This window comes from Pseudomonas sp. B7(2017), from assembly GCF_002112745.1.
GTDB classification, from domain to species: Bacteria; Pseudomonadota; Gammaproteobacteria; order Pseudomonadales; family Pseudomonadaceae; genus Aquipseudomonas; species Aquipseudomonas ekonensis.
The window spans coordinates 543,085-560,815 of the sequence record NZ_NEIP01000002.1 but is presented as its reverse complement, the minus strand read 5'-3'; the positions used below and the strand labels follow the sequence as shown (position 1 = coordinate 560,815).

The 17,731-nt window shown below is 64.1% G+C and carries 18 protein-coding genes; 2 read left to right on the top strand and 16 right to left on the bottom strand.

Features of this window, described 5'->3' with window-relative positions; all coding sequences use genetic code 11:
- Positions 1-169 precede the first annotated feature (169 nt).
- From CAG29_RS06070 to CAG29_RS06010, 13 genes are all read right to left on the bottom strand, one after another.
- Positions 170-955 carry a TatD family hydrolase gene (locus CAG29_RS06070; protein ID WP_085693975.1) on the bottom strand — a complete coding sequence of 262 codons (786 nt, stop codon included), beginning with the start codon at positions 953-955 and terminating at the stop codon, positions 170-172.
- Between the two features lie 14 nt (positions 956-969).
- Complete coding sequence (locus CAG29_RS06065) at positions 970-1,326, bottom strand: PilZ domain-containing protein (RefSeq protein ID WP_085578113.1); 357 nt, start codon at positions 1,324-1,326, stop codon at positions 970-972.
- A gap of 68 nt (positions 1,327-1,394) precedes the next feature.
- Positions 1,395-2,378 (bottom strand): DNA polymerase III subunit delta', encoded by a 984-nt coding sequence (locus tag CAG29_RS06060; RefSeq protein WP_085578114.1) that lies wholly within the window; start codon positions 2,376-2,378, stop codon positions 1,395-1,397.
- Positions 2,371-3,003, bottom strand: a complete 633-nt coding sequence (tmk, locus tag CAG29_RS06055; protein ID WP_085578115.1) for a dTMP kinase — start codon at positions 3,001-3,003, stop codon at positions 2,371-2,373. The genes CAG29_RS06060 and tmk overlap by 8 nt, the downstream gene beginning before the upstream one ends.
- A 19-nt stretch (positions 3,004-3,022) precedes the next feature.
- Positions 3,023-4,207, bottom strand: coding sequence for an endolytic transglycosylase MltG (gene mltG / locus CAG29_RS06050; protein WP_085578116.1), 1,185 nt, complete (start codon positions 4,205-4,207; stop codon positions 3,023-3,025).
- Positions 4,208-4,210: 3 nt separating this feature from the next.
- The gene (gene pabC, locus CAG29_RS06045; protein WP_085693973.1) at positions 4,211-5,026 is read right to left on the bottom strand and encodes an aminodeoxychorismate lyase; all 816 of its coding nucleotides are present in this window, start codon (positions 5,024-5,026) and stop codon (positions 4,211-4,213) included.
- Entirely contained in the window at positions 5,026-6,270 is a 1,245-nt protein-coding gene (fabF, locus tag CAG29_RS06040) for a beta-ketoacyl-ACP synthase II (protein WP_085578118.1), read from the bottom strand. Before fabF ends, pabC begins: the two co-directional genes overlap by 1 nt.
- Positions 6,271-6,377: 107 nt before the next feature.
- Positions 6,378-6,614, bottom strand: coding sequence for an acyl carrier protein (acpP, locus tag CAG29_RS06035; protein WP_085578119.1), 237 nt, complete (start codon positions 6,612-6,614; stop codon positions 6,378-6,380).
- A gap of 197 nt (positions 6,615-6,811) precedes the next feature.
- On the bottom strand, positions 6,812-7,552 hold the full coding sequence (gene fabG / locus CAG29_RS06030; protein WP_085578120.1) for a 3-oxoacyl-ACP reductase FabG: 741 nt from the start codon (positions 7,550-7,552) through the stop codon (positions 6,812-6,814).
- 16 nt (positions 7,553-7,568) lie between these two features.
- Positions 7,569-8,507: an ACP S-malonyltransferase gene (fabD, locus tag CAG29_RS06025; RefSeq protein ID WP_085578121.1), complete on the bottom strand. Its 939-nt coding sequence runs from the start codon at positions 8,505-8,507 to the stop codon at positions 7,569-7,571.
- 124 nt (positions 8,508-8,631) lie between these two features.
- A complete protein-coding gene (gene plsX, locus CAG29_RS06020; RefSeq protein WP_085578122.1) occupies positions 8,632-9,642 on the bottom strand; it encodes a phosphate acyltransferase PlsX in 1,011 nt (336 codons plus the stop codon).
- 4 nt (positions 9,643-9,646) lie between these two features.
- Positions 9,647-9,829 (bottom strand): 50S ribosomal protein L32, encoded by a 183-nt coding sequence (gene rpmF, locus CAG29_RS06015; RefSeq protein WP_009406838.1) that lies wholly within the window; start codon positions 9,827-9,829, stop codon positions 9,647-9,649.
- A gap of 13 nt (positions 9,830-9,842) precedes the next feature.
- Positions 9,843-10,370: a YceD family protein gene (locus CAG29_RS06010; protein ID WP_085578123.1), complete on the bottom strand. Its 528-nt coding sequence runs from the start codon at positions 10,368-10,370 to the stop codon at positions 9,843-9,845.
- A gap of 106 nt (positions 10,371-10,476) precedes the next feature.
- Here CAG29_RS06010 and CAG29_RS06005 point away from each other — a divergent pair, with 106 nt between their 5' ends.
- The gene (locus CAG29_RS06005) at positions 10,477-11,055 is read left to right on the top strand and encodes a nucleoside triphosphate pyrophosphatase (protein ID WP_085629687.1); all 579 of its coding nucleotides are present in this window, start codon (positions 10,477-10,479) and stop codon (positions 11,053-11,055) included.
- A 47-nt stretch (positions 11,056-11,102) separates the two neighbouring features.
- On the opposite strand, the gene CAG29_RS06000 is transcribed toward CAG29_RS06005, so the two are convergent.
- From CAG29_RS06000 to rluC, 3 genes are read right to left on the bottom strand one after another with little or no spacing between them, the layout of a single operon-like run.
- A complete protein-coding gene (locus tag CAG29_RS06000) occupies positions 11,103-12,092 on the bottom strand; it encodes a S49 family peptidase (protein ID WP_085578125.1) in 990 nt (329 codons plus the stop codon).
- Positions 12,093-12,116: 24 nt separating this feature from the next.
- Positions 12,117-12,779, bottom strand: coding sequence for an HAD-IA family hydrolase (locus CAG29_RS05995; protein WP_085578126.1), 663 nt, complete (start codon positions 12,777-12,779; stop codon positions 12,117-12,119).
- Positions 12,766-13,725 (bottom strand): 23S rRNA pseudouridine(955/2504/2580) synthase RluC, encoded by a 960-nt coding sequence (rluC, locus tag CAG29_RS05990; RefSeq protein WP_085693971.1) that lies wholly within the window; start codon positions 13,723-13,725, stop codon positions 12,766-12,768. The genes CAG29_RS05995 and rluC overlap by 14 nt, the downstream gene beginning before the upstream one ends.
- Positions 13,726-14,423: 698 nt before the next feature.
- On the opposite strand from rluC, the gene rne reads away from it, so the two are divergent.
- The gene (rne, locus tag CAG29_RS05980) at positions 14,424-17,660 is read left to right on the top strand and encodes a ribonuclease E (protein WP_085693969.1); all 3,237 of its coding nucleotides are present in this window, start codon (positions 14,424-14,426) and stop codon (positions 17,658-17,660) included.
- Positions 17,661-17,731: the final 71 nt, after the last annotated feature.

Below are 17,731 nucleotides of genomic sequence, written 5' to 3'. Positions count from 1 at the left end.
CCGACCCACTGGACTGAACGCCAGACTGATCAATACTTGAACTGTCGGGCGGCATCTCCCCCAAGTGCCGCGCCGGTAAAGGTACCAAAGGACCGCGTGCCTTTGTTTTACTCCTAATGGTCTTAACCCGGATTCACCCCCCAGAACCCGGGTTTTTTTTGCCCGCGATTCAGGCGCTTACGTGAGCCAGCGGGAACAGCCGCCTGAAGTTCGCGGTGGTCTGGGCGGCGAAACGCTCGTAGTCCTCGCCCCGCAGCATCGCCAGGAACTCTGCCACTTCCCGCACGTACTGCGGCAGGTTCGGCTTGCCCCGGTACGGGATCGGCGCGAGATACGGCGAGTCGGTCTCCACCAGCAGGCGGTCCGCCGGCACCCGGCTGGCCACATCGCGCAGCGCATCGGCGTTGCGGAACGTGACGATGCCCGACAGGGAAATGTAATAGCCCATGTCCAGGGCGGCCTTGGCCATGTCCCAATCCTCGGTGAAGCAATGCAGCACGCCGGCCTGGGGCAGCGCCGCCTCGCGCAGCAGCGCCAGGGTGTCCTCGCGCGCTCCGCGGGTATGGATGATCACCGGCTTGCCGGTCTGCTTCGCGGTCTGCAGGTGAAGGCGGAAGGATTCCTGCTGCAGTTCGGCGGCTTCCGGTTCGTAGTGGTAGTCCAGCCCGGTCTCGCCGATGGCCACCACCTTGGGGTGATCGACTTCACGCAACAGCCAATCCAGCGCCGGCGCCGCGCCCGGCTGGACGTCCAGCGGATGCACGCCCACCGAACAGTCGACGTCGTCGTAGCGTTCGGCCAGCGCTTTCACGTCGGCGGCGTTGTCGGCACTGATGCCGATGCACAGGAAGTGCCCGACACCCCGCTGCCGGGCGGCGTCCAGTGCGGCATCCAGGGAGCCGTCGTGGGCGGCGAGGTCAAGGCGATCGAGGTGGCAATGGGAATCTACAAGCATAAAAGGACTGCAACTTACATCGTATGAGTGGGACGGTCGGACTTCAGGGCTCCGGCCAGATGGGTTTCGATGCGACTGCGGGCGGTGTTGTCGCCATCGTTGAACTGCACGCCGACGCCCGCCGCGCGGTTGCCTTGCGCCCCTTTGGGGGTGATCCAGGCCACTTTGCCGGCGACCGGTATCTTTTCCGCCTCGTCCATCAGGTGCAGCAGCATGAACACCTCATCGCCCAACCGATAGCTTTTGTTGGTCGGGATGAACAGGCCGCCGTTCTTGATGAACGGCATGTAGGCGGCATACAGCACCGACTTGTCCTTGATGGTCAGGGAAAGGATGCCGTTGCGCGGCCCGGGGCTGACAGGTTCATTCATGTTGACCTCCACTGCTGATCTTCAGAGTCTAGGCACACACCGCCGCTTTTGCGGCGCTCTCGCAAGCGTCAGCGCTGGGCAGGCAAGCCCGCCCACTGCACCAGCAGCGACTCCAGCAACAGCGCCGGATTGAGGTTGGCCTTGCTCAGCACCTTCTGGCGCTGGGCCAGGATCCAGTCCTGGATGTCGAGCACTTTGCCCTGGGCGCTTTTCTGCGCCAGGTACTGCACGACCTTCTGCATGTCGCTCAGACCCAGGCCGGTTTCATCCTGGGTCAACTGATAGCGCAGGATCAGGTTCGACCAATCGCAGAACCAGTCGAACAGGCGCAGCATCGGAATGTTCTTCCATTCCTCGGCCAGCTGCATCGGCGATTGCTGTTGCTTGAGCAGCTTCTTCACCCCGTCGACCACCTGCGCCCGCTGCTCGCGCACGCCCTGATTGTGCAGGGTGACCGCTGCCAGCGGCGAACCGGCGGCCAGGGTCAACAGTTCGACACGCTCGTCTTCGGAACATTCCGGCAAGGCGCCGGCCAGCCAATTCAGGCTCATCGCCTCGCCCGGCAGCGGACAGGCCTGCTGCACGCAGCGGCTCTTGATCGTCGGCAGCAGGCGGCTCGGCTGATGGCTGACCAACAGCAGCACGGTATCGCCGGAAGGCTCTTCAAGGCTCTTGAGCAAGGCGTTGGCGGCGTTGATGTTCATCGATTCCACCGGTTCGATCAGCACCACCTTGCGCCCGCCCAGTTGCGCGGTCTGCACCACAAAGCTCACCAGATCGCGCACCTGGTCGACCTTGATCGCCTTGTCGGCCTCCTCCGGCTCCAGGATGTAGTTGTCCGGATGGCTGCCGGCCTTGAGCAGCAGGCAGGATTTGCATTCGCCGCAGGCGTCCGGTGTCGGGCGCTGGCACAACAGGCTGGCCATCAGCCGTTCGGCCAACGCCCGCTTGCCGATGCCGGCAGGCCCGTGCAGCAAGTAGGCGTGGGCGTGCTGGCTGCGTCCGGCCAGTTGCTGCCAAAGGCTGTCCTGCCAGGGGTAGGCTTCAGCCACGGCTGCGCTCCAGGAGACGCGGCAGCAAGGCGTCGAGGGATTGCTGAACCTGCGCTAAGGGCTGCGCGGCATCGATCAGCACATAGCGCTTTGGGTCAGCCTCGGCCCGCTTTAGGAACGCGCCGCGCACCGCTTCGAAAAACGCCTGACCTTCCAGCTCGAACCGATCCAACCGGCCACGGGCAGCGGCCCGGGCCAGACCGACGTCCACCGGCAAATCGAAAACCAACGTGAAGTCCGGACGCAGATCGCCCTGGACAAAGCTTTCCAGCGCGGCGATGCGCTCCAGCGACAAACCACGGCCGCCGCCCTGGTACGCATAGGTCGAATCGGTGAAGCGGTCGCACAGCACCACCGCTCCCCGGGCCAGCGCCGGACGGATCACTTCGGCCAGGTGCTGGGCACGGGCGGCGAACACCAGCAGCAGTTCGGCGTCGGAGTTCATGACTTCGTCGGCCGGGGCCAACAGCACCTCGCGGATGCGTTCGGCCAGCGGCGTACCGCCGGGCTCGCGGGTCAGCACCACTTCGATGCCGGCGGCGCGCAGCCGCTCGGCGAGGTATTCGCGGTTGGTGCTTTTGCCGGCGCCTTCCGGGCCTTCCAGGGTGATAAACAAGCCAGTCACGGACAGTCCTTCATCAAATTCATTGCGTCGTTTGCGGAGCGGTCGCCTCAGGGGCCGGCGCCGGCTCCTGCGGCGGAACCGGCGGCAACGATTCCGGCGCAGCATCGGGCGCGGCGGCGGGGATCACGTCATCGCCTGCCGGTGCGGTCTCCTGCGTCGGGGCCTGGCCGGCCGGCGCAGGGCTGGAGCGGTAATCGGCACGGCGCTTGAGCTGAAACTCGCGCACCGCGTTGTTGTGCGCCTCCAGGTCGTCGGAGAACACATGGCTGCCGTCGCCCCGGGCGACAAAATACAGGCTGTTGCCTTCCACCGGGTTGAGGGCGGCATGGATCGCCTCGCGTCCGACCATGGCGATCGGCGTCGGCGGCAATCCTGGAATCACATAGGTGTTGTACGGCGTGGCTTCCTTGAGATGGGCCCGGGTCAGTTTGCCGGTGTAGCGGTCGCCCAGCCCGTAGATCACGGTCGGGTCGGTCTGCAGCTGCATCCCGAGCGCCATGCGCCGCACGAACACGCCCGCGATCTGGCCGCGCTCCTGAGGCACGCCGGTTTCCTTCTCCACCAGCGAAGCCATGATCAGCGCCTGGTAAGGCTCGGTGTAAGGTGCATCGGCCGAGCGGTTCTCCCACTCCTTGGCCAACACTTCGTCCAGGCGGTCGAAGGCCTTCTTGAGCAGTTCGGTGTCGCTCATGCCACGCACGAAACGGTAGGTGTCCGGGAAGAAACGGCCTTCCGGGAACAAGCCGCGATGGCCGATCTTCTCCATCACCTGGCTGTCGCTGAGGCCGTTGAGGGTCTGTTCGAGCTTCTCGTCCTTGGCCAAGGCGGCGCGCACCTGATGGAAGTTCCAGCCTTCGACCAGGGTCAGGCTGTACTGAACCACATCGCCCCGCTTCCACAACTCGATCAGCCCGTTGACGGTCATGCCCGGCTGCATGCGGTATTCACCACTGTGAATCGGGGTTCCGGCCAGGTTGAATCGCCAATAGACCCGCAGCCAGAAAGCGTCCTTGATGACGCCGTCCGCTTCGAGCCCGAGGAACGTGCGGGTGGGGGTCGACCCCTTGGGAACATTCAGCAGTTCTTCCTGCGTGATGTTCAGCGGCTGTTCCAGCGCCGAATGGATCTTCCAGGCGCTGGCGCCCATCAGCAGCCCTGCCAGAACCAGTCCGGTCTCCAGCAGCAGCAAAAGTTTACGTCTCACGAATCAGGCATCCAGTAGCGCGCGGGCAATGGTTTGCAGTTTACGGGTGAGCGGACCAACCGGCCAGCTCAGTGCAGCGCAGGCACGTACCGGCCAGACGCCATAGACGCTGTTGCAGACAAACACTTCATCGGCCCATTGCAGCTGTTCGAGGCCGATGTCGGTGATTTGGGTGGCAATTCCGAGGGCACAGGCCTGTGACAGCAGCTCGGCGCGCATCACGCCGGCCACCCCGCAGCGCTTCAGGTCCGCCGTGACCAGGACGCCGTCGCGCACCAGGAACAGGTTGCTGAACACACCCTCGATCACCCGGCCGGCCTGGTCGAGCATCAAGCCTTCGGCGTGCTCGCTGTCCTGCCATTCGCTGCGGGCGATGACCTGTTCGAGTCGGTTGAGGTGCTTGAGCCCGGCGAGGAGCGGCTGGTGGGAAAGGCGCGTGCTGCACGGAAACAGGCGGATGCCCTGCTCACCGTGGGCGGCGGGATAGGACGGCGCAGGGCTGGCCTGCAGAATGCGCCGCCCCGGCGCCGTCGTGTCGAGCGCGTAACCGCGCTGGCCGTCGCCCCGGGTGAGGATGAGCTTGAGCACACCCTCCCCCATCGCAAGCGCATAGCTCGACAGCTCATCGCGGATCCGCTCGGGATCGGCCGCGATGGCCAGGCGCGAACAGCCTTCGGCCAGACGCGCCAGATGCCGGTCCAGCAGCAACGGTTGCCCGCCCCGCACGGCGATGGTCTCGAAAAGACCGTCGCCGTAGGCCAGGCCGCGATCTTTCAGCGACAGTGCGTCAGCCGGTTGACCGTCGACCCAGCAGTCCATCAGCCGGCGAACCGACGGAACGCCAACGTGCCGTTGGTGCCGCCGAACCCGAAGGAGTTGGACAGCACGACGTCGATGTCCATGTTACGCGCGGTGTGCGGCACGAAATCGAGGTCGCAGCCATCGTCCGGCTCATCGAGGTTGATCGTCGGCGGCGCCACCTGGCTGTTGATCGCCAGCACGCTGAAGATCGCCTCGACCGCGCCCGCCGCACCCAGCAGGTGGCCGGTCATGGACTTGGTCGAACTGACCGCCAGCCGGTAGGCATGGTCGCCGAACACGGTCTTGATCGCCTGGGCTTCGGCGAGGTCGCCGGCCGGGGTCGAGGTGCCGTGGGCGTTGATGTACTGCACCTGGTCGGCGTTGATCTTCGCGTCGCGCAGCGCATTGGTGATGCAGCGCGCGGCACCGGCGCCGTCGGCGGGCGGCGACGTCATGTGGTAGGCGTCGCCGCTGGTGCCGAAGCCGATCAGCTCGGCGTAGATGGTCGCGCCGCGGGCCTTGGCGTGCTCCAGCTCTTCAAGCACCAGGGCGCCGGCGCCGTCGGACAGCACGAAACCGTCACGGCCCTTGTCCCATGGACGGCTGGCGCGGGTCGGCTCGTCATTGCGGGTCGACAGCGCACGGGAGGCACCGAAGCCGCCCATGCCCAAGCCGCAGGCGGCCATTTCGGCACCGCCGGCGATCATCACGTCGGCTTCGCCGTACATGATGTTGCGGGCGGCCATGCCGATGCAGTGCGTGCCGGTGGTGCAGGCCGTCGCGATGGCGTAGTTGGGGCCCTGTGCACCCAGGTGGATCGACAGGAAACCGGAAATCATGTTGATGATCGAGCCCGGCACGAAGAACGGGGAAATCCGGCGTGGGCCGGTCTCATGCAACGTGCGGCTGGTCTCTTCGATGTTGGTCAGTCCGCCGATGCCCGAACCCATGGCCACGCCGATGCGTTCGCGGTTGGCGTCGGTGACTTCCAGGCCGGCGTTGCGCACGGCCTGGAAGCCCGCCGCGAGACCGTACTGAATGAACAGGTCGAGCTTGCGCGCTTCCTTGACCGACAGGTATTCCTCGACATTGAAGCCCTTTACCGAGCCGCCGAAACGGGTGGAATAGGCAGAAAGGTCGGTGTGTTCGATCAGACCAATGCCACTGCGGCCAGCCAGAATGCCCTGCCAACTGCTCGGCACGTCCGTGCCCAGTGGCGACAACATACCCATACCGGTGACTACGACGCGTCTACGCGACACAGCACTCTCCTTTTTCAAATGACGATTTGCATCAGACCTAAAGAAAAAACCGCACGCCATGATGGCAGTGCGGTTTTTCCATGACAGCGAACAACGATTACAAACTATTACGCCTGATGAGCGTTAACGTAATCGATTGCAGCTTGTACGGTAGTGATCTTCTCGGCTTCTTCGTCAGGGATTTCGGTCTCGAATTCCTCTTCCAGAGCCATCACCAGCTCAACGGTGTCAAGGGAGTCGGCACCCAGGTCGTCAACGAAGGAAGATTCGTTCTTCACTTCTTCTTCTTTAACACCCAGTTGCTCGGCAACGATTTTCTTGACGCGCTCTTCGATGGTGCTCATACCTTGTTTTCACTCCTAATGGACAAATTCAGGCAGCTGGCCAGTGGGTAAGTGTATAGAAAGGCTTTTCAGCTTTTCAACTGAAAGCTTCACTCCTCGAACCCTGCGGCCCCCTGCCTATAAAATAGATTGCAGCTTTATAACGGATTTTAGACAGCTCGTATGACATTTTTTTGAAGCAATCCGTCACATTTGTCTTACATGTACATCCCGCCGTTCACCGGGATTGTAGCCCCGGTCACGTATGCCGCGCCGTCGGAGGCAAGGAAAGCGACCACGGATGCGATCTCTTGAGCCTGCCCCAGACGACCCAGCGGAATTTGCGTCTGCAAGGCTTCACGCTGCGCTTCCGGCAGCTCGCGGGTCATATCGGTATCGATGAACCCTGGGGTCACCGAGTTGACCGTAATCGAACGCGAACCGACTTCACGAGCCATCGCACGGCTGAAACCTTCCAGACCGGCCTTGGCGGCCGCATAGTTTACTTGCCCGGCGTTGCCCATGGCACCCACCACCGAGCCGATACTGATGATCCGACCCCAACGCGCCTTGGTCATGCCGCGCAGAACGCCCTTGGACAGGCGATACAGACTGTTCAGGTTGGTATCGATCACGTCGTACCATTCGTCGTCTTTCATGCGCATCATCAGGTTGTCACGGGTGATGCCGGCATTGTTGACCAGGATCGCCGGCGCGCCGAACTGCTCCTGGATGCTTGCCAGCACCGCGCTGACCGATTCGTCGCTGGTGACGTTGAGTTCCAGGCCGGTGCCCTGGATGCCGTGTTCCTTCAGGGTGGCGGCGATGCGCTCGGCGCCCGAGGCGGAGGTCGCGGTGCCGACGACGATGGCGCCTTGACGACCCAGTTCCAGGGCGATGGCCTGGCCGATGCCACGGCTGGCGCCGGTGACCAGTGCAACTTTACCTTGCAGACTCATGCAAGCTTCTCCTGATTCAGGCCAGCGCTGCGCGGGCGGCAGCGAAAGCGTCTGGGGTGTTGAGGTTGGAGGTCGATACGCCTTCGGCGCAGCGCTTGTTCAGACCGGCCAGGACTTTGCCCGGACCGCATTCGACCAGGCTGGTGGCGCCATGGGCGGCCAGGGTCTGCACGGACTCGACCCAACGCACCGGCTTGTACAGCTGCTCCAGCAGATCGCGCTTGAGGGTGTCCAGATCCGCCGGCACCTGCGCGCTGACGTTCTGCACCACCGGGATCTGCGGCGCCTGCCAATCGATGGCGGCGACGGCTTCGGCGAAGCGCTCGGCGGCCGGACGCATCAGCTCGCAGTGCGACGGCACGCTGACCGGCAGCGGCATGGCACGCTTGGCGCCCTTGGCCTTGCAGAGCTCGATGGCGCGGTCGACGGCTGCCTTGGCGCCGGCGATCACCACCTGGCCCGGCGAGTTGAAGTTGACTGCGCTGACCACTTCGCCCTGTGCCGCTTCGGCGCAGGCAGCCCGCACGTCAGCGTCTTCCAGGCCGAGGATGGCGGCCATGCCGCCCTGGCCGGCCGGAACCGCTTCCTGCATCAGTTGGCCGCGGCGCTCGACGAGCTTGACCGCATCGGCCAGGCTCAGGCTGCCGGCGGCGACCAGCGCGCTGTACTCGCCCAGGCTGTGGCCGGCGACGAACGCCGGACGCGCGCCGCCTTCAGCCAGCCACAGACGCCACAGGGCGATGGAGGCGGTCAGGATGGCGGGTTGGGTTTTGTCGGTCTGGTTGAGCAGCTCTTCCGGGCCCTGCTGGGTCAATGCCCAGAGGTCGTAGCCCAAGGCGTCGGAGGCCTCTTTGAAGGTTTCGAGGATCAACGGATGTTCCGCGCCCAGCTCGGCCAGCATGCCGAGGGACTGCGAACCCTGTCCTGGAAAGACGAATGCGAGGGAAGCAGACATGTAACAAGCCCCTAATGATCTTGTCGTCGAAGAATTGGCGCCCCGCCGGGGGACGCAAGAAACTGACAGTTGGATGGCCCTTTGAACCGGGCGGTCACATTTAAGCATTGTCCGACGAAAACGCCTAAGACAACAAATCACCCAGACGACCGTGAAGACGCTCGGGCAGGTTCTCCTGAATTTCGATCAGGGCACGCTGAATGGCGCTCTGAAAGCCCTGCACCCCTGCCGAACCGTGACTTTTCACCACAATGCCCTGCAACCCGAGGAAACTCGCGCCGTTGTGCCGTGCCGGCGCCAGATCGGCCTGCAAACGCTTCATCAACGGCAACGCCAGCGCGCCGATCGCACGGGACGCCAGGTTTTTCCTAAACAGCGCCTCGATCCGCGCCGCGATCATCGCCGCCAGGCCTTCGCTGGACTTGAGCAGGATGTTGCCCACGAAGCCGTCGCACACCACGACATCCGCCTCGCCCCGGTACAGCCCGTCCCCCTCGACGAACCCGATGTAATGGATGCCCCGGGCCGCCTGCAGCAGCGTGGCCGCCAGCTTGACCTGCTGGTTGCCCTTGATGTCTTCGGTGCCGATGTTCAGCAACGCCACCCGCGGACGGGCGATGCCCAGGGTCTGCGCCGCCACCGAGCCCATCACCGCGAACTGCAGCAGATGCTCGGCGCTGCAGTCGACGTTGGCGCCCAGGTCGAGCAGCTGGCAATAGCCTGTCTGGGTCGGGATGGCCGCGACCATCGCCGGACGGTCAATGCCGGGCAAGGTCTTGAGCACGAAGCGGGAGAGCGCCATCAGCGCGCCGGTGTTGCCGGCGCTGACGCAGGCCTGGGCCTTGCCGTCGCGCAGCAGCTCAAGGGCGACGCGCATCGACGAGTCCGGTTTGCCGCGCAGGGCCTGGGCGGGTTTTTCGTCCATGGTGACGACTTCGGACGCCGGCATGATCGTCAGGCGCGAGCGATCCGCAGCCGACTGGCCGCTGAGCAGTTCTTCAAGCAGGGAGGGTTGACCGACGAGGGTCAGGTGCAGCGAGGGTGTGGCGGAGAGGCAAGCGAGGCTGGCCTGAACAATGCTGCGGGGACCGAAGTCCCCGCCCATTGCGTCAATCGCGATGACTTGAGCGGACAAGTGATTACTCGTCGGCGCCCTTGTCGATCACTTTACGGCCACGGTATACGCCTTCTGGCGATACGTGGTGACGCAGGTGTACTTCACCGGTGGTTTTTTCCACGGACAGAGCGTTCGCCTCGAGAGCGTCGTGCGAACGGCGCATGTCACGGGCAGAGCGGGATTTTTTGTTCTGCTGAACAGCCATAATTGATTAACTCCTAAACGTTTGGGTCACGCTTTAACTGCGCCAATACACTGAACGGGTTGGACCGCGTTACCTCGTCCTCGCTCGGCTCGGGCTCATCTGCGCCCGCCGGCTGCTGGCATTCTTCCGGATGATGAGCAGGCACAATGGGCAAGGCGAGCAGAAGCTCTTCCTCGATCAGTGACTGCAGATCCAAAGGATCTTCGCCCAGTTCCAGCACGTCATAACCTTTCGGTAACGACTGGGTATTCGCACCCTCCTTCACCACCGCGTAACTGCATTCGCTGTGGATCGGCAGGGTGACCAGCTCAAGACAACGCTGGCAAACCATTTTGACTTCAGTGTCGATAACGCTGTGGATCACCACGGCATTACGTTCATCTCGTTCAAAAACGAATTTGGCCTGCACCGTACCGACATCGTCGGAAAGCGGGTCGCAGAGTCTCTCCAAATCGGCCAGCAGCAGCTCACCTTGAAGGGTGGCGCCACGATCAGCCAATTTGCGCGGGTCAACGTGAGGTGGAATCGGGTCATTCAACATAGGCGCAGCATTATAGGGATGCCCCCGCCCATGTCAAAGGAAATTCCGCCCTGTCCGTCAGTTGCCTGCCTCCGCTAGAATCCCGCCCCTGCCTCAGGAGACGCGAATGCTGCCTTTATTACTCGCTTCAAGCTCGACGTACCGCCGGGAATTGCTCAGCCGCCTGCGCCTGCCGTTCACCTGCCGCTCGCCGGACATCGACGAAAGCCACCGCCCGGGCGAGTCCGCCACCGAGCTGGTCAAACGCCTCGCCGAACAGAAGGCCCGCGCCCTTGCCGGCAGCCACCCCGACCACCTGATCATCGGTTCCGACCAAGTCGCCGTGCTCGGCGAGCGCATCATCGGCAAGCCGCACACCTTCGAAAAGGCCCGCGAACAACTGCTGGCCGCCAGCGGCGCCGGCGTCACCTTCCTCACCGGCCTGGCCCTGCTCAACAGCCGCACAGGCCACTGCCAGATCGACTGCATCCCTTTCACCGTGCACATGCGCACCCTGGACGAAGCCCGCATCGAACGCTACCTGCGCGCCGAGCAGCCGTACGACTGCGCCGGCAGCTTCAAGGCCGAAGGCCTGGGCGTGAGCCTGTTCCAGCGCACCGAAGGCCCGGACGCCACCAGCCTGGTCGGCCTGCCGCTGATCCGCCTGACCGACATGCTGCTGGCCGAGGGCGTGCAAATCCCTTGACCACAAAAAACCGGCCCTCAAGGCCGGTTTCCGTTGTCAGCGAGCGCTCAGCGCAGCGACGGACCGTGAAAGCCCATCCACATCGCCAACTGCTCGGCCACGCTGGCGCCGAGCTTCTTGGAGAAACGGTCGAACGGCGATTCCTGCACCGTGAAGTCCACCAACTCCTTTTCGCCGATCACGTCACGGGCCACCGAACTGGCGTTGCCCAGCCCGTCGATCAACCCCAGCGGCAAGGCCTGCTCGCCGGACCAGACCAGGCCGGAAAAGAGCTCAGGGTGCTCCTTGTCCTTGAGCCGGTCGCCACGCCCCTTCTTGACGCTGTTGATGAACTGCTGATGCGTCGTGTCCAGCACACCTTGCCAGAACGCGGTCTCTTCAGGCTTCTGCGGCTGGAACGGATCCAGGAATGACTTGTGCTCACCAGAAGTGTAGGTGCGACGCTCGACCCCCAGCTTCTCCATGGTGCCGACGAAGCCGTAACCCGCCGCCGTCACGCCGATGGAGCCCACCAGACTGGCCTTGTCGGCATAGATCTGGTCCGCCGCACTGGCGATGTAGTAGGCACCGGACGCCCCGAGATCGGAAATCACCGCATACAGCTTGGTGTCCGGATTGAGGCCGCGCAGGCGCTTGATCTCGTCGTACACGTACCCGGACTGCACCGGACTGCCGCCAGGACTGTTGATCCGCAGGATCACGCCCTTGACCTTCTTGTCCTCGAACGCCGCCCTCAGGCTGCCGACGATGTTGTCGGCGCTGGCCGGCTCCTTGTCGGCGATCATGCCGTTGATGTCGATCAACGCCGTGTAGTTCGAGCCGCGGGTGGCGTTCTTTTCCATGTCCATCAGCGGCGTGAACAGGATCAACGCAACGAACAAGTACACGAACGTCAGCAGCTTGAAGAAGATCCCCCAGCGCCGCGAGCGGCGTTGTTCCTGCACGCTGGCCAGGAGGGTCTTCTCCAGCAGCTTCCAGCTCTTTGCGTCACCGTCGTCGGCACTTGCCTTGGCCGGTGCTTTCCATTCGTCGGTCATGCCATCCACCCCAGCGAAAACGTATTAGGCCTGCTGCCCCAGCCAGGCATGCAATTGGGAAAAGCGATCGATCGCCAGGCGCGGCTCGAACACCTGCAACGCCTCGATCGGCTGAGCGCCGTAACTGACCGCCACCGACCCCATGCCGGCGTTGCGCGCCATCTGCAGGTCGAAGGAAGAGTCCCCGACCATCAGCGCCTGCGCAGGCTCCACGCCGCAATGGGCGAGGATCTGCTCAAGCATCAGCGGGTGCGGCTTGCTCGCGGTCTCGTCGGCGGCGCGGGTGATATCGAAATAATCTTCCCAGCCGTGCGCCCTCAGCACCCGATCCAGACCGCGCCGGGCCTTGCCGGTCGCCACCGCCAGGCGGTAGCCGTCGGCGCGGAACGATTCCAGCGATTCCGCCACGCCCTCGAACAGCGGCGAAGGCACGGCTTCGGCAGCGATGTAGTGATCGGCGTAGTGCCCGCGGAAGGCGATCAGTTCATCATCGCCGATCTCCGGGTACAGCGTGCGGATCGCCTCGGGCAACCCCAGCCCGATGATGCCCTTGACGGCAGAATCATCGCGCAATTCAAAGCCGGAACGCTCGGAGGCGACGTGCATCGCCTCGACGATCCGACCGATGGAATCGGCCAGCGTGCCGTCCCAATCGAAGATCAGCAGCTCGTAGTCAGGGTGCCGCACTGAGTCGCTCCACGGTCTTGGCCCACATGTCGTCCACCGGGGCCTGCAATTTCAGTTCACCGCCGTCAGGCAGCGGCACCGTCAGCATGTACGCATGCAGAAACAGACGCTTGCCGCCCAGCTCGCGGATTTCCTTGGTGAAATCGTCATCGCCGTACTTGCTGTCACCGGCGATGCAATGCCCGGCATGCAGGGTGTGCACGCGGATCTGGTGGGTACGCCCGGTCACCGGCTTGGCCTCGACCATGGTCGCGAACTCGCCGAAGCGACGCAGCACCTTGAACACGGTCAACGCTTCCTTGCCCTCGTCGTTGACCTCGACCATGCGCTCACCGGAACGCAAGTTGCTCTTGAGCAACGGCGCCCGCACCTGCTTGATCGATGTGGCCCAATGGCCGCGTACCAGCGCCATGTACCGTTTGTCGACGCCGTCGCCGCGCAATTGCTCGTGCAAGTGGCGCAGCATGCTGCGCTTCTTGGCGATCATCAGCAGGCCGGAGGTGTCGCGGTCGAGGCGGTGCACCAGCTCCAGCTCCTTGGCATCCGGACGCAACTGACGAAAGGCCTCGATCACGCCGAAGTTCAGCCCGCTGCCGCCGTGGACCGCAATGCCGGCAGGCTTGTTGATCACGATCAGGGCCTTGTCTTCGTAGACGATCGACTCTTCCAGGCGCTGCAGCAGGCCCTGGGCGACCGGCACCGGCTCGTCGCGCTCAGGCACGCGAACCGGCGGCACGCGCACGACATCGCCGGCCTGCAGCTTGTACTCAGGCTTGATCCGGCCCTTGTTCACGCGCACTTCGCCCTTGCGCAAAATGCGGTAAATCAATGTCTTGGGCACACCCTTGAGGCGGGCGAGAAGGAAATTGTCGATTCGTTGGCCGGCATATTCCGGCGAGACCTCAAGCAATTGAACGCCGGAAGTCGGAGGGGTCGTAGTCGTCATGGCGCGGATGATAACAATTTTTATGGAATTGAAGCACTTAATCATTGCTGCTATAGTCGCGAACGCCGCCAAAAGCGGCCTGGACAGCGGAACCACGGTCAAAGACCGGCCCTGACCAACGCAATTCACCAGGACGCAAGGCCGTCCTACGGGGCTTTCGCTACGTAACGGTGGAGTTTGCAGATGCAACGAGCGCAGGTGACATGAGGCCTGATTCACGCCGCCAGGCAGAGTTTCCACTCGCCAGGCGCGCCATATTCACGGCCAGTTCACAAAGTGCAGTCGTCTGCGGATGACCCCGAGCGAAGGCGTCGGAAACATCGCCTGAAAAGCCATGATGCGTGACCTCCCCAAACCGGAGCTCACGGTAAATGCCAACCCGCTGCGGATTCTGCGCGCGGCAGCACCCGAATTATCAGGGATACGTGTAGGGTGGAGATGCACAACCGCTGGACTGCGTAGCGACAGGCTTTATCAAGACGCTTCATCCCGTCCGCAGCCGCCGGTTGATTCCTCCTCCTGACTGAGTGCTTAAGTAGCCACAGCAAGCAGGACGCGTACGTCGCGATACCCGCGCCACAGGCCGGACATCGCTGGACACGGGAATGGCCAGCCACTCCCGACGCACCTGACACCGACCGTGAGAAGTCGTGTGTGCCGAACGCCGTTTCCGGCAGCCCGGAAACCGACGGTACTACATGAAAAGAATGCTGATTAACGCAACTCAACCCGAAGAGTTGCGTGTTGCCCTGGTAGACGGCCAGCGCCTCTACGACCTGGACATCGAGTCCGGTGCCCGCGAGCAGAAGAAGGCCAACATCTACAAGGGCCGCATCACTCGCATCGAACCTAGCCTCGAGGCCGCCTTCGTCGATTTCGGCTCCGAGCGCCACGGCTTCCTGCCCCTTAAGGAAATCTCCCGCGAATACTTCAAGAAAGCCCCCGAAGGCCGCGTCAACATCAAGGACGTCCTGAGCGAAGGCCAGGAAGTCATCGTCCAGGTCGAGAAAGAAGAGCGTGGCAACAAGGGCGCCGCCCTGACCACCTTCATCAGCCTGGCCGGCCGTTACCTCGTCCTGATGCCGAACAACCCGCGTGCCGGCGGCATCTCCCGCCGCATCGAAGGCGAAGAGCGCAACGAACTGCGCGAAGCGCTGAACGGCCTGGTGGCTCCGGCCGACATGGGCCTGATCGTGCGCACCGCAGGCCTTGGCCGCAGCAGCGAAGAGATGCAGTGGGACCTCGACTACCTGCTGCAGCTGTGGACCGCCATCAAGGAAGCCTCGCTGGACCGTTCCGCGCCGTTCCTGATCTACCAGGAAAGCAACGTCATCATCCGCGCCATCCGCGACTACCTGCGCCAGGACATCGGCGAAGTGCTGATCGACAGCGTCGAAGCCCAGGACGAAGCCCTGACCTTCATCCGCCAGGTGATGCCGCAGTACGCCAGCAAGATCAAGCTGTACGAAGACAGCGTGCCGCTGTTCAACCGTTTCCAGATCGAAAGCCAGATCGAGACCGCCTTCCAGCGCGTCGTCGAACTGCCGTCCGGCGGCTCCATCGTCATCGACCCGACCGAAGCCCTGGTGTCCATCGACATCAACTCGGCGCGCGCCACCAAAGGCAGCGACATCGAAGAGACCGCCCTGCAGACCAACCTTGAAGCCGCCGAAGAGATCGCCCGTCAGTTGCGCCTGCGCGACATCGGCGGCCTGATCGTCATCGACTTCATCGACATGACCCCGGCCAAGAACCAGCGCGCCGTGGAAGAGAAAGTCCGCGAATGCCTGGAAGCCGACCGCGCCCGCGTGCAGATCGGCCGCATCTCGCGCTTCGGCCTGCTGGAGATGTCCCGTCAGCGCCTGCGTCCGTCCCTGGGCGAAAGCAGCGGCATCGTCTGCCCGCGCTGCAGCGGCACCGGCATCATCCGTGACGTCGAGTCGCTGTCCCTGGCGATCCTGCGCCTGATCGAAGAAGAAGCCCTGAAAGACCGCACCGCCGAAGTCCGCGCCCAGGTGCCGATCCCGGTGGCCGCGTTCCTGCTCAACGAAAAACGCAACTCGATCACCAAGATCGAACTGCGCACCCGCGCCCGCATCGTCATCCTGCCGAACGACCACCTCGAAACCCCGCATTTCGAAGTTCAGCGCCTGCGCGACGACAACCCGGAAGCGGCGAACAACCAGTCCAGCTACGAGATCGCCGCTGCCGCCGCCGAAGCCGAAGAAGCCCAGCCGACCGCCGCGACCCGCACCCTGGTACGCCAGGAAGCGGCCGTCAAGACCGCTCCGGCCCGCGCCAACGCTCCGGTTCCGACCGAAGCCGTCGCCCCGGCCCCTGTGGCCCCGGCCCCTGTCGCTGCGCCTGAGCCAAGCCTGTTCAAGGGCCTGGTGAAATCCCTGGTCAGCCTGTTCGCCAGCAAGGAAGAGCCTGCCGCTCCGGTCGCGGTCGAAAAACCGGCCACCGAACGCCCGGCCCGCAACGAAGAACGCCGCAACGGCCGTCAACAGAGCCGCAACCGTAACGGTCGCCGCGACGAAGACCGCAAGCCGCGCGAAGAGCGTGCGCCGCGTGAAGAACGTGCACCGCGCGAGCCTCGTGAAGAGCGTCAGCCACGCGAAGCCCGTGAGCCACGTGAACTGCGTGAGCCTCGCGAAGCCCGTGACGATGCGCCGGCTGCCCGCGAAGAGCGCGCACCGCGTGCCCCGCGTGAAGAACGTGCGCCACGCGCACCGCGCGAAGACCGCAAGCCACGCGGCGAGCGTGAAGAGCGCGTGCGCGAACTGCGCGAGCCTCTGGATGCCGCACCGGCCGCCGCCGCTGAAGAGCGTCCGGCGCGTCAGCCACGCGAAGAGCGTGCGCCGCGTCCTCCGCGTGAAGAGCGTCAACCGCGTGCCGAGCAGGCCGCTGCCGCCGTGGCGGAAGAGGAACTGAACGCACAACCGGTCGTCGGCGAAGAGCAACTGCCGGAAGACGGTTCGGAAAGCGCCGAAGGCGACCGCCCACGCCGCCGTTCCCGTGGCCAGCGCCGTCGCAGCAACCGTCGCGAGCGTCAGCGTGATGCCAACGGCAACGTGATCGAAGGTTCGGACGAGTCCGAATCCGGCGAAAACGTACCGACGCCAGCCGCTGCCGACCTGGCCGCCGGCCTGGCGGTCACCGCTGCCGTCGCCGGCACCGTGATCAGCGCACCGGCCGAAGCCGAGGCCAACGAACAGGCCGAACGCGCCACCGCCGCCGTCCAGGACGCTGCACCAGCGGAAGCGCCGGTCGTCGAAGCGACCTCGCCGGTGGAAGCGATTGCCGCACCGGAAGTCGAAGTGGCTCCGGCCCGCGAAGAACAGCCTCAGGCTGAAGCGGTCGCCGAACCAGCCGTCGCCGAGGCACCGGTCGTTGTCGAAGAGTCGGTTGTCGAAACCGTCGCTGAAACCGTGACCGAAACCGTGCGTGAAGTCCGCGAAGAGCAGACCGCATTCAACTGGGCCGCCGAGCCTGCTGCCGAACCTGCCGTCGCCGAAACGCCTGCGCCTGCCGTTGAGGCAGCGCCGGTTGAAGAAGCCAAGGTAGAGGAAGCGGCTGTCGAGCCGGCTCCAGCCGTCGAAGAAGCGCCAGTCGTCGCCGAAGCTGCACCAGCGGCAGAAGCGGCTCCGGCCAGCGCCCTGAGCCCGAGCGGCCGCGCACCGAACGACCCACGTGAAGTGCGTCGCCGCAAGCGTGAAGCCGAAGCCGCTGCTGCAGCCGCCGCTGCCGCAACCGTTGCCGTCGTGGAGCCGGTCGCTGAAGCCGTGGTCGAGGCAGCCCCTGCCCCGGTCGCCGAAGAAGCCACTGCGCCGGTTGAGTCCGTGATCGACGAAGCGCCGCGCTCCGTACAGGAAGCGGTCGAGCAGCACGAACGGTCCGAGGAAAAAGAACACGAGAGCAAACCGCTCGTCTGATTCCGACAGCCGTTAAAAAGCCCCGCCTGGTGATCCAGGCGGGGCTTTTTTTGCCTTCGCGAACTGTGAAT